At 72.0% G+C, this 10502-nt stretch carries 7 protein-coding genes and 1 pseudogene; 4 read left to right on the forward strand and 4 right to left on the reverse strand.

The genetic code is table 11. The features are described 5' to 3' along the window. Positions 1-155: 155 nt before the first annotated feature. The 4 genes from D7193_RS17235 to D7193_RS17250 form a co-directional block, all read right to left on the reverse strand. Positions 156-1844, reverse strand: a complete 1689-nt coding sequence (locus D7193_RS17235; protein WP_120780553.1) for a coenzyme B12-dependent isobutyryl-CoA mutase large subunit — start codon at positions 1842-1844, stop codon at positions 156-158. 127 nt (positions 1845-1971) lie between these two features. Continuing rightward, entirely contained in the window at positions 1972-2385 is a 414-nt protein-coding gene (locus D7193_RS17240) for an Asp23/Gls24 family envelope stress response protein (RefSeq protein WP_120780554.1), read from the reverse strand. A gap of 81 nt (positions 2386-2466) precedes the next feature. After that, on the reverse strand, positions 2467-3402 hold the full coding sequence (gene meaB / locus D7193_RS17245) for a methylmalonyl Co-A mutase-associated GTPase MeaB (protein ID WP_377456129.1): 936 nt from the start codon (positions 3400-3402) through the stop codon (positions 2467-2469). Positions 3403-3502: 100 nt separating this feature from the next. Beyond that, a complete protein-coding gene (locus D7193_RS17250) occupies positions 3503-4702 on the reverse strand; it encodes an acetyl-CoA C-acetyltransferase (RefSeq protein ID WP_120780556.1) in 1200 nt (399 codons plus the stop codon). A 62-nt stretch (positions 4703-4764) separates the two neighbouring features. Here D7193_RS17250 and mce point away from each other — a divergent pair, with 62 nt between their 5' ends. The 4 genes and pseudogenes from mce to D7193_RS34965 form a co-directional block, all read left to right on the forward strand. After that, positions 4765-5238, forward strand: a complete 474-nt coding sequence (gene mce, locus D7193_RS17255) for a methylmalonyl-CoA epimerase (RefSeq protein ID WP_120780557.1) — start codon at positions 4765-4767, stop codon at positions 5236-5238. 417 nt (positions 5239-5655) lie between these two features. Continuing rightward, positions 5656-7011: a crotonyl-CoA carboxylase/reductase gene (gene ccrA / locus D7193_RS17260; RefSeq protein ID WP_120780558.1), complete on the forward strand. Its 1356-nt coding sequence runs from the start codon at positions 5656-5658 to the stop codon at positions 7009-7011. Positions 7012-7397: 386 nt separating this feature from the next. Further along, positions 7398-8657, forward strand: a complete 1260-nt coding sequence (locus D7193_RS17265; RefSeq protein ID WP_120780559.1) for a coiled-coil domain-containing protein — start codon at positions 7398-7400, stop codon at positions 8655-8657. Between the two features lie 176 nt (positions 8658-8833). After that, positions 8834-10445 (forward strand): annotated as a pseudogene (locus D7193_RS34965) (coiled-coil domain-containing protein); the annotation flags it as partial. Positions 10446-10502 lie beyond the last annotated feature (57 nt).

A 10502-nucleotide genomic window follows, 5' to 3' on the forward strand; every position in this document is an offset into this window, starting at 1 on the left:
GACAGTTGCAGTTCTCACCCTGCTCATCCCGCCCCCGTGCGCCCCAGCGCCCCACCCCCGCGATCTTGCACTTTGTGCCCCGACATACGGCACGAATGCCACGAACCAGGGGCCGAAAGTGCAAGATCGCGAGGGGTGAGGGGCACCGCGGGAGATTAGAAGCGCGCTGGTTCGCGGTACGTGCCCCACTCGGTGCGCAGCGCGTCGCAGATCTCGCCCAGGGTGGCCTCGGCCCGTACGGCGTCGAGCATGGCCGGGATCATGTTCTCGCCCGTCCGGCTGACCTCGACCATCCGGGTCACCGCGGCCTTCACCGCGGCGTCGTCCCGCTCCGCCTTGCGCTCGGCCAGCACCCGGCGCTGCTCCAGCTCGACCTCGTGCGAGATACGCAGGATCTCCAGGTCCTTGGCGACGGTGTTCGTGTGGGTGTTGACCCCCACGATCTTCTTCTCGCCCTTCTCCAGCGCCTGCTGGTAGACGAACGCCGCCTCGGCGATCTGGCTCGTAAACCAGCCGTCCTCGATGCCGCGCAGGATGCCGGAGGTCATCGGCCCGATCTGGTGCGGGCCCTCGCCACCGAGCTGGCGGATGCGGGCGAAGATCTCCTCCGCCTCGGCCTCGATCTTGTCAGTGAGCGCCTCCAGGTACCAGGAACCGCCGAGCGGGTCGGCCACGTTGGTGACGCCGGTCTCCTCCATCAGCACCTGCTGCGTACGCAGGGCGATCTCGGCGGACTCGTCGGTGGGCAGCGCGAGCGTCTCGTCCAGCGCGTTGGTGTGCAGCGAGTTGGTCCCGCCGAGCACGGCGGCGAGCGCCTCGACGGCGGTACGGACCACGTTGTTGACCGGCTGCTGCGCGGTCAGCGACACACCCGCGGTCTGGGTGTGGAAGCGCAGCCAGAGGGCCTTCTCGCTGGTGGCGCCGTAGACGTCACGCAGCCAGCGCGCCCAGATCCGGCGGGCGGCCCGGAACTTGGCGATCTCCTCGAAGAAGTCGACGTGCGAGTCGAAGAAGAAGCTCAGGCCCGGGGCGAACACGTTGACGTCCAGCCCGCGGCTGAGGCCCAGCTCGACGTAGCCGAAGCCGTCGGCCAGCGTGTACGCCAGCTCCTGCGCGGCGGTGGAGCCCGCCTCGCGGATGTGGTAGCCGGAGACCGAGAGCGGCTTGTAGCGCGGGATCTCCCGGGCGCAGTACTCCATGAGGTCGCCGATGAGGCGCAGGTGCGGCTCCGGGTCGAAGAGCCACTCCTTCTGCGCGATGTACTCCTTGAAGATGTCCGTCTGCAGCGTGCCGTCGAGGGTGGACAGGTCGGCACCCTGCCGCTCGGCGGCCACCAGGTACATGCAGAACACCGGCACCGCGGGCCCGGAGATCGTCATCGACGTGGTGACACCGGCGAGGTCGATGTCGTCGAAGAGGACCTCCATGTCGGCGGCGCTGTCGATCGCCACGCCGCAGTGCCCCACCTCGCCGAGCGCCTGCGGGTCGTCCGAGTCCCGGCCCATGAGGGTCGGCATGTCGAACGCCACCGACAGCCCGCCACCGCCCGCGCCCAGGATCATCTTGTAGCGCTCGTTGGTCTGGCGGGCGTTGCCGAAGCCGGCGAACTGCCGGATCGTCCAGGTCCGCCCGCGGTAGCCGGTCGGGTAGAGCCCCCGGGTGTACGGGAACTCGCCCGGCCAGCCGATGCGCTCGAAGCCCGGGTACGCGACACCCTCCGGCGGCCCGTAGACCGGGTCGACGCTCATCCCGGAGAGCGTGGTGAAGTCGGCGTCCCGCTTGCGCGCGGCGTCGTACCGGGCCTGCCAGCGGGCCCGTCCGGCGGCGATCTCGTCGGCGTTCATGCGGGGCTCCTCCTCGGGTCCTCGACTGCACGTCGAGTGTAGAGCCCCTACCTGAACGATCGATAAGGAAACCCGTACCGGCGGGTAACCGGCCGGCCCGGAGGCCCGCTCAGACGTCGGCGCGCGCTCAGGCGGTCGGCGCGGCCGGTCCACCCAGCGCCACGTCGTCCACCCGGATGTTGACCTCGTCGACCCGCAGCCCGTACGCCTCGACCGCCTCGGTCACCTTCACCCGGACCGCCTCGGTCACCTCGGGCACGGTGCGGCCCGCCTCGATCACGATGACCAGGTTGACGACGGCGGCGCCGTTCGTGACGTGCGCCGAGCAGCCGCGACGGGCGTCGCCGACCTGGTCGAGCCCGACCCGGTCGAGCACCGCGTTGAAGAACCGCGCCACGTCGCCGCCCAGCTCGGTCACCCCGGGCACCGACCGGGCGGCGGCCACCGCGATCTTCTCCACCACCTCGTCGGACACGGTCGTCGTCCCGGCCGCCACCGCGTCCGGCGTCACCGACAGCTCCTGCGTCGCCTCGTCAGCCATGCTCTCCCACCCTCGCTGCGCCCTCACGGGTCCGTGCGGCGGTGCGAGCGTACTAAGAAGGGCGGGTCCGCAGTGGACCGGTCAGCTCCCGAGCTGGGCCAGCAGCCGGTCGGCCGCCGCGTACGGGTCGATGGCCCCCTCGGCCACCTTGGCGGCGAGCGACGGCAGCTCCGTACCGTCGCGCAGCGAACCGATGCGGTCGCGGAGCACGCCCAGCGCGATGGCCTCGATCTCGGCGGCGGCCCGCGCCTCCTGCCGGCGGCGCAGCTCGCCGTGCTCGACCAGCCAGCCGCGGTGCTTGTCGACGGCCGCCGCGATGTCGTCGATCCCCTCGCCCCGGGCGGCGATCGCGCGCACCACCTGCGGCCGCCACTCCCCCGGGCCGCGCTCGCCGAGCGCGATCATGCCCTGGATGTCGCGGTACGTCGCGTCGGCGCCGTCGCGGTCGGCCTTGTTGACCACGAACACGTCGGCGATCTCCAGGATCCCGGCCTTCACCGCCTGGATCGCGTCACCCATCCCGGGCGCGAGCAGCACGAGCGTGGTGTCGGCGAGCGAGGCGACCTCCACCTCGGCCTGGCCCACGCCGACCGTCTCGACCAGCACCACGTCGCAGCCGGCGCCCTCCAGCACCCGGACGGCCTGCGGAGTGGCCGCCGCCAGCCCGCCGAGATGGCCGCGGCTCGACATGGAGCGGATGTAGACGCCCGGGTCGGTGGCGTGGTCCTGCATGCGGACCCGGTCGCCGAGGATGGCCCCGCCGGTGAACGGGCTCGACGGGTCCACGGCCAGCACGCCGACGCGGTGCCCGCGCGCCCGCAGGGCCCGGACCAGCTCGTTCGTGGTGGTCGACTTGCCCACGCCGGGCGAGCCGGTCAGCCCGACCACCTGGGCCTGACCGGCGTACGGCGCGAGCGCCGCGGCGACGTCGCGCAGCAGCTCGTCGCCGTTCTCGACCAGCGTGATGAGCCGGGCCACCGCGCGGGGGTCACCCGCGCGGGCCCGCTCGACCAGCATGGGTACGTCCCGGCTGCGGCGCAGCGAGCCGGTGGCCGCCGGGACGTTCTCCACGGTTCCGCTCACCGACCGCCCTCCGGGGCCTCTCCCACGACTGTGTTCACTGACCGCTCTCACCCGGCGCGGGGACGTGGATGATCAGCGCGTCGCCCTGCCCGCCGCCACCGCAGAGCGCGGCCGCGCCGGTGCCGCCGCCCCGACGCTTCAGCTCCAGCGCGAGGGTGAGCACCAGCCGGGCGCCGGACATGCCGATGGGGTGACCCAGCGCGATGGCGCCGCCGTTGACGTTCACCTTCTCCGGGCTGATGCCGAGCTCACGGGTGGACTGGATCCCGACCTGGGCGAACGCCTCGTTGATCTCGATGAGGTCGAGGTCGGCCACGGTCAGCCCCGCCTTGCGCAGCGCGTGCTGGATGGCGTTCGACGGCTGCGAGTGCAGCGAGTTGTCCGGGCCGGCCACGTTGCCGTGGGCGCCGATCTCGGCCACCCAGGTGAGGCCCAGCTCCTTGGCCTTCGCCTTGCTCATGACCACCACGGCCGCGGCGCCGTCGGAGATCGGCGACGAGCTGCCGGCGGTGATCGTCCCGTCCTTGGTGAACGCCGGCCGCAGCTTCGCCAGCGTCTCCACGGTGGTGTCCGGGCGGATGCCCTCGTCCTCGCTGATCACCAGCGGGTCGCCCTTGCGCTGCGGGATGACCACGGGGGTGATCTCTTCGGAGAAGTGGCCGTTCTTCTGCGCGGCGGCGGCCCGCTGGTGGCTCGCCGCCGCGAAGGCGTCCTGCTCCTCGCGGCTGATTCCGTGCTTCGTGCCGAGACGCTCGGTCGACTCGCCCATCGAGCAGCAGTCCCAGGCGTCGGTGAGCCCGTCGAGCGCCATGTGGTCCTTGACCACCACGTCGCCGTACTTGTAGCCGGCGCGCTGGCCCATCAGCAGGTGCGGCGCGTTGGTCATCGACTCCATGCCGCCCGCAACCACGATGTCGAACTCGCCGGCCCGGATCAGCTGGTCGGCCAGCGCGATCGCGTCCAGGCCGGAGAGGCAGACCTTGTTGACGGTCAACGCCGGCACGGACATCGGGATGCCCGCCTCGACCGCCGCCTGGCGGGCCGGGATCTGGCCGGCGCCGGCCTGGAGCACCTGACCCATGATCACGTACTGCACCTGGTCGGGGCTGACACCGCCCCGCTCCAGGGCCGCCTTGATGGCGATACCGCCGAGCTTCGTGGCCGGGAGGTCCTTGAGGTTGCCCAGCAGGCGCCCCATGGGGGTCCGCGCGCCGCTGACGATCACCGAAGCCATACCTGCCTCCGAGGGGGGTGCCGACCTGTACGCCTTAACGAATGTTCGGCCAGACTAGCGCCATGGCAGAGAACTCCCCCGTCGAGCCCGCTGCGGACTACGTCACAGACATCGGGCTGCGCCGAATCGATCACGTCGGCATCGCCGTCGCCGACCTGGACGCCGCGATCGACTTCTACGAGCGGACCTTCGGCATGCGCTGCGTACACACCGAGACCAACAGCGAGCAGGGGGTCCGGGAGGCGATGCTGGCCGTCGGGCCGGACACCTCGGGGGGCTGCGTGCAGCTGCTCGCCCCGCTCACCCCGGAGTCCACCATCGCGAAGTTCCTCGATCGCAACGGCCCGGGTGTGCAGCAGGTGGCGTACACGGTGGCGGACATCGACGCCGCGTGCGCGGCCCTGCGTGAACGCGGGATGCGCCTGCTCTACGAGACGCCCCGGCGCGGCACCGCCGACTCGCGGATCAACTTCGTGCACCCGAAGGACGCCGGGGGCGTCCTGGTGGAGCTGGTCGAACCGGCGCCCACCCACTGAGCGCTGCCCCTGCCGCCACGCCCCCGCCCGGCGCCGACCAGTGCCGACCAGCGCCGACCAGTGCCGACCAGCGCCAACGAGCGCGTTGATCATGAAGTTATTGCCGGATTCCTCGGCGTGTCGCGGCGATAACTTCATGATCACGCGGGTGAACAGGGCGCGGGGTGCGGCGCGGGGCGCGGGGCGCGGGGCGCGGGGGTGCGCGGTTTGACGGTGGTCCGGACACCTTCACGCATCGAGCGATGCAGTTTTTCACAGAGGACTTCCCGCCCTAGCTACCGTTCAGTAACGTCCGCCCCCAACAGGAGCGCGACCGGTGCCGGATGTGTCGGATGCCGACATGGCGGTCGGTCGCACCGGCGCCGACGATGGCAGCACCCAGGCCCGCGCGCGGGTGCGGACGAACGGGAGGTCACCGTGCAGGACATCCTCGAAGCGATCATGGCGGCGGAGGGCTCCAGCCAGCCGGAGCGGGAACTTGCCGGGATCGCCGGCCTGCCGGTGCCGGAGAGCTACCGGGGCGTCGTGGTACGGGCCGAGGAGGCCCGGATGTTCGACGGCATGGCCACCCGCGACAAGGACCCGCGCAAGGCGCTGCACGTCCAGGAGGTCGCCACGCCGGAGCTGGGCCCCGGCGAGGCGCTGGTGGCGGTGATGGCGAGCGCCATCAACTACAACACCGTCTGGACCAGCATCTTCGAGCCGCTGCCCACCTTCAAGTTCCTCCAGCGGTACGGCCGGCTCTCCGAGCTGACGCGCCGGCACGACCTGCCGTACCACGTCGTCGGGTCGGACGCGGCCGGCGTGGTGCTGCGCACCGGTCCCGGTGTCACCCGGTGGAAGGCCGGCGACGAGGTCGTGGCGCACTGCCTCTCGGTCGAGCTGGAGGACGCGGCGGGGCACGACGACACGATGCTCGACCCGCAGCAGCGGATCTGGGGCTTCGAGACCAACTTCGGCGGCCTCGCCGAGCTGGCCGTGGTCAAGGCCAACCAGCTCATGCCGAAGCCGCGCCACCTCAGCTGGGAGGAGGCGGCCAGCCCGGGGCTGGTCAACTCGACCGCGTACCGGCAGCTCGTGTCGCACCACGGCGCCAACATGAAGCAGGGTGACGTCGTACTCATCTGGGGCGCGTCCGGCGGCCTGGGTGGCTACGCCACGCAGATGGCGCTCAACGGCGGGGCCATCCCGGTGTGCGTCGTGTCCTCGCCCGAGAAGGCCGCGCTGTGCCGGAAGATGGGCGCCGAACTGGTCATCGACCGCACCGCCGAGGGCTTCCGGTTCTGGAGGGACTCCGAGACGCAGGACCAGGACGAGTGGCGCCGCTTCGGGGAGCGCATCCGGGAGCTGACCGGCGGCGAGGACCCGGACATCGTCTTCGAGCACCCCGGCCGGGAGACCTTCGGCGCCAGTGTCTACGTCGCCAAGAAGGGCGGCACGATCGTCACCTGCGCCTCCACGAGCGGCTACCTGCACCAGTACGACAACCGCTACCTCTGGATGCACCTCAAGCGAATCGTCGGCAGCCACTTCGCCAACTACCACGAGGCATGGCAGGCCAACCGCCTCGTGGCGCTCGGCAAGGTGCACCCGACGGTGTCGAAGACCTACCCGCTGGAGCAGACCGGCCAGGCCGCGTACGAGGTGCACCGCAACGCCCACCAGGGCAAGGTCGGGGTCCGGTGCCTCGCCCCGCGTGACGGCCTCGGCGTACGCGACGCGGAAATGCGCTCCCGGCACGAGGACGCGATCAACCGGTTCCGCGGCCACTGACCGCGGCCAAGCCGCCCCGGCGGACCCCGCCCGCTCCGGCCGCTGTCCCTGCGGCCGGAGCGGGACGGCGGGCCGCCCGTCCCCGCGGCCGGAGCGGGACGGTCCGTCCGGATGACGAGTGGTCGACCATTGCGCCGGACTCGCGTTTCCGGCGGTCGCCGCCGACCCATTCGAGTGTGCGTGGGAGCGTGGACAAAGGGTTGGCCCGGGCGACGCGACCCGACCCATTTCCGCGTTCCGAGCGGCGCCGTCCGACGCGGCCCGGACCTGCCAAGATCGCCGTTTGGTCCGGTCTGATGGCCGGCCGGAGTTGACCATGTAAAGAGGACTCGAAAGCTTCGCACCGCTCTTGCGGAGCACCCTGGGGCGTCTGCCAGTATGTCCCAATGCCCCAGCAGCAGTCCTCCCCTCTCGCGTTCTTCGATAACGCGAACTCGCAGCCAGATTTCACCGTTGGCCTGCGCGGATACAACACCCACCAGGTCGATGACTTCATCGGCCGGATGACCGCCGCGCTGACCCAGTCCGAGCAGGCCCGCGCCGAGGCCGAGCAGCGGATGAACGACGCCCAGCGTCGCCTCCGCCAGGCCGAGCAGCGCATGGCCGCGCTGGAGCAGAAGCTCGCGGACACCAACAAGCAGCTCGAGGAGAACAGCCGGCCGACCCTCTCCGGCCTCGGCACCCGCGTCGAGCAGATCCTCCGGCTGGCGGAGGAGCAGGCCAACGACCACCGCAACGAGGCCAAGCGCGAGTCGGAGGGCATCCTCTCGGCCGCCCGCCTCGAGGCGCGTGAGATCACGGACAAGGCGCGCGCCGAGGCGGCCGCCATGAAGGCCACCGCCGAGCGCGAGGCCGGCAACGTCCGCACCGCCGCCGAGCGGGAGGCCGCCGAGGTCCGCGTCCAGGCCCGCCGCGAGGCCGACACGCTGCGCGCGGACGCCGAGCGCGAGACCAAGCAGCTGCGTACGGTCACCGCGCACGAGGTGGCCGAGCTGAAGTCCACCGTCGAGCGTGAGGTGGCCACCCTCCGGGCCACCGCCGAGCGGGAGATCACCCAGCAGCGGGCGAAGGCCGCGCGCGAGGCCGAGGAGAAGCGCGCCGAGGCGACGAAGCTGCTCACCGACGCGCGGGACAAGCGCGACAAGGACCTCCAGGCCCTGGAGCTCCAGCTCGCCGAGCGGCGGGAGAAGGCCGAGCGCGAGGAGTCCGAGCGGCACGCCGCGCAGGTGGCCCAGACCCAGAAGCTGGTCAGCGAGGCCGAGCAGCGGGCCCGGGCCGCGCAGGAGCGGGCCAAGGAGATCGAGCAGCGCGCGGAGGCCCGCCGGGTCGAGTCGGAGCGCACCGCGAACGAGACGGTCGACAAGGCCAAGGCGCTCGCCGAGAAGACCCTCAACGAGGCGCGGGCGGAGTCGAACCGCCTGCTCAGCGAGGCGCGCACCGAGGCGGAGCTCACCACGCAGGCGGCCCGCCGCGAGGTCGAGGACCTCACCCGTCAGAAGGACGCCGTCACGGCCCAGCTCGGCCAGATGCTCTCGGGTCTCGCCGGCATCGTGCCGGGCGTGCCGAACGCGTCGGCCGGGTCGTCCGCCAAGCCGGAGGCCGACAAGGCCGGCGGCGACAAGGTGGCCGCGGAGTCGGCCAGCTGACGCATCGCCAGGTCGGGGCATGACGCGGCGCGGGGTGGCACCGGGTGACCGGTGGCACCCCGCGCCGCATGCTTTCGCAACCCTTTGTTATCCACCGGTACGACCCGAGTGAAGTAGGTCCCAACAGGGGCGTCCGTATCGCCCCAGCAGGGCCGGATGCGTGTGAGGATGGTGGCATGTCGCACGGCGAGGAACTGTTCGCTCTCGGCGGGGACGTGGCCACGGAGCCCAGCTTCGAGTCCGCGCTGCGGGGGTACGAGAAGAAGCAGGTCGACCGGTACGTCGCGCGTGCGGAGCACGAGATCGCGACCCTCGCGGCCGAGCGGGAGCAGGCCTACACACAGATCCACAAGCTCGCCGGCCAGGTCGAGGTGCTCCAGCGCGACCTCGCCCAGGTGCGCAAACAGGTCGGTGTCGTGGACCGGGCGTCGTTCCGGCACCTCGGCCCCCGCGTGGAACAGATCCTGCTGCTCGCCGAGGAACAGGCGGAGGACATTCTCCGCGCCGGCAACGAGGAGATCGAGTCCCGTCGGGCCGCCGCCGAGCACATCGTCGAGGACGCCCGCCAGCAGGCCGCCACGGCGCTGAAGGACTTCGAGATCGCCCTCGCCGCCCGGCGCGCCGAGGAGGAGCGGCAGGCCGCGGCCCGCAAGGCCGAGTCGGAGGCCGCGCTGCGCAGCGCCAAGGAGGAGTCCGCGAAGCTGCGCCGCAACGCGCAGGACGAGCTCACGAAGGCGCAGCAGGAGGCGACCCAGCTGCGGGAGACGGCCAAGGAGATCCACGCGCGGGCCCAGCAGGAGTCCACGAAGCTGCGCGAGGCGGCCAAGGAGGTGCTCGCGAAGGCGCAGCAGGAGGCCACGCAGCTGCGGGACGCGGCCAAGGAGGTGCACGCGAAGGCCCAGCAGGAGGCCAAGCGCCTCGTCGACCAGGCGACCGAGGCCGGGCGCGCCACCCACGCCAAGGCGCAGCGGGACGCCAAGCAGATCATCGACGACGCCTCGATGGCCGGTCGGGCCACGCGGGCCAAGGCCCAGCAGGAGGCGGAGCGGCTGACCACGCAGGCGGCCGAGGCGGCCAAGCGCAGCCGCGCCGAGACCGAGGCGTACGTCCAGCGCATGCGCGGCGAGACCGAGGCGTACGTGCAGCAGGCGCGGGCGCAGACGCAGCAGGAGCTGGGCGCCTGGCGGGCCGGCGTGGAGCAGGAGGTGAACTCGCGCCGGGAGGCCGCGGACCGCGACCTGGCCCAGCGACGGGCCGCCGCCGACCAGGAGTTCGCCAAGCGCCGTGAGGACCTGGAGAAGCAGTACAAGTCCCGCCAGCAGGAGCTGGAGAGCGGCTTCGCCAGCCGCAAGCAGGAGCTGGAGACCACCTTCACCAGCCGGCGGGACCAGCTGGAGGCCGAGTACACGGCCCGCAAGAACGAGATTGAGCAGGGCGCCGACCGCATCCGCCAGACCGCCGAGCGGGACGCGGCCACGCTGCGTCAGCAGGCCGAGGAGCAGGCCACCGAGCTGCTGCGCCGCGCCGAGACCGAGGCGACCGAGAAGCGCCGCGCGGCCGACGAGCACGTGGCCACATCCCGGCGGCAGTTCGAGGAGTACGCCGCCACGACCCAGCAGGCGCTGGCCACCACGCAGCAGCACCTGGCTGCGACGCAGCAGGAGGTCGCGGCCGGCCGGCAGCAGCTCGCCCAGGTCATGCTGGAGATCGCGCAGGCCCAGCAGCAGCTCGCCGACCTGCGGCAGGAGACCTGGAAGTCCCGGCAGGAGTCCGACGAGATCCAGCGCAAGCTGGCCCAGCTGCGGGTGCAGACGGCCGCCGCCGCGACCGGCTCCGACGGCCCGA

The sequence above is a fragment of the Micromonospora costi genome, assembly GCF_003626655.1.
GTDB classification, from domain to species: domain Bacteria; phylum Actinomycetota; class Actinomycetes; order Mycobacteriales; family Micromonosporaceae; genus Micromonospora; species Micromonospora costi.

Coding starts and splice junctions, on each gene's coding strand:
- D7193_RS17235 (WP_120780553.1), bottom strand. CDS start 1,844: ATGAACGCCGACGAGATCGCCGCCGGACGGGCCCGCTGGCAGGCCCGG.
- D7193_RS17240 (WP_120780554.1), bottom strand. CDS start 2,385: ATGGCTGACGAGGCGACGCAGGAGCTGTCGGTGACGCCGGACGCGGTG.
- meaB (WP_377456129.1), bottom strand. CDS start 3,402: ATGCTGGTCGAGCGGGCCCGCGCGGGTGACCCCCGCGCGGTGGCCCGG.
- D7193_RS17250 (WP_120780556.1), bottom strand. CDS start 4,702: ATGGCTTCGGTGATCGTCAGCGGCGCGCGGACCCCCATGGGGCGCCTG.
- mce (WP_120780557.1), top strand. CDS start 4,765: ATGGCAGAGAACTCCCCCGTCGAGCCCGCTGCGGACTACGTCACAGAC.
- D7193_RS17265 (WP_120780559.1), top strand. CDS start 7,398: ATGCCCCAGCAGCAGTCCTCCCCTCTCGCGTTCTTCGATAACGCGAAC.